General features: G+C 38.9%; 1 protein-coding gene. It reads left to right on the top strand.

The annotated features are described in order from the left end of the window. The coding region (gene gatB, locus AB0N03_RS52445) for an Asp-tRNA(Asn)/Glu-tRNA(Gln) amidotransferase subunit GatB (protein WP_364389023.1) at nt 1-1,184 on the top strand (1,184 nt) is incomplete at both ends.

The raw sequence follows: 1,184 nt of genomic DNA, 5'->3' as shown, positions 1-1,184 counted from the left end.
GTGATTGACTGGTCACTTCCTGGTGTTTTACCAGTAATGAATAAAGGGGTAATTGATAGCGGAATTAAAGCGGCTCTTGCTTTGAATATGGATATTCACAAATCAATGCATTTTGACCGCAAAAATTATTTCTATCCTGATAATCCCAAAGCTTACCAAATTTCACAATTTGATGAGCCAATTGGTTACAATGGTTCCATTGAAATTGAACTTGAAGATGGCCATAAAGCGACGATTCGCATTGAGCGCGCTCATTTAGAAGAAGATGCTGGGAAAAATACGCACGGAACGGATGGTTATTCTTATGTCGATTTGAATCGTCAAGGAGTACCATTGATTGAGATTGTCTCAGAAGCTGACATGCGCACTCCTGAGGAAGCTTATGCTTATCTGACAGCACTTAAAGAAGCCATTCTTTACACAGGAATTTCTGATGTGAAGATGGAAGAAGGTTCAATGCGTTGTGATGCCAATGTTTCGCTCCGTTCTTATGGTCAAGAAGCTTTTGGTGTGAAGACAGAAGTTAAAAACATGAACTCATTTAGCAATGTCAAAAAAGCTTTGGACTTTGAAGTCGACAGGCAAGCTAAGATTTTGCGCGCTGGTGGCGAAATTCGTCAAGAAACGCGTCGTTTTAATGACAAAACGGGTGAAACAATTTTGATGCGTGTTAAAGAAGGCGCTTCTGATTACCGTTACTTCCCAGAGCCAGATGTCCCTCGTTTTGAAATTTCTGAGGAATGGGTTGAGCAAATGCGTGAGAGCCTTCCAATGACGGCTAAAGCAAGACGTGCACATTATATTAATGATTTAGCTTTGTCTGATTATGATGCTCGTCAATTGACCGCAACTAAAGAAGTTTCTGATTTCTTTGATCAAGCGATTAAATTTGATACTGACCCTAAATTGGTGTCAAACTGGTTGCAAGGTGAAGTGGCTCAATATTTGAATAGTGAGAAAAAAGAACTTCATGAGATTGGCTTGACTCCAGAAAATCTGACAGAAATGATTCGTTTGATTTCAGATGGAACAATTTCTTCAAAAATTGCTAAAAAAGTCTTTATTGAATTAGCAAAAAATGGTGGTTCTGCCGAAGAATTTGTCAAGAAAGCTGGTTTGGTTCAAATTTCTGACCCTGCTGTGCTTTTGCCAATCATTCATGATGTATTTGCTAAGAATGAACA

The sequence above is a fragment of the Amycolatopsis sp. NPDC051061 genome (assembly GCF_040682935.1).
Lineage (GTDB): Bacteria > Actinomycetota > Actinomycetes > Mycobacteriales > Pseudonocardiaceae > Amycolatopsis.
This window is presented reverse-complemented; position numbering and strand designations above follow the sequence as displayed.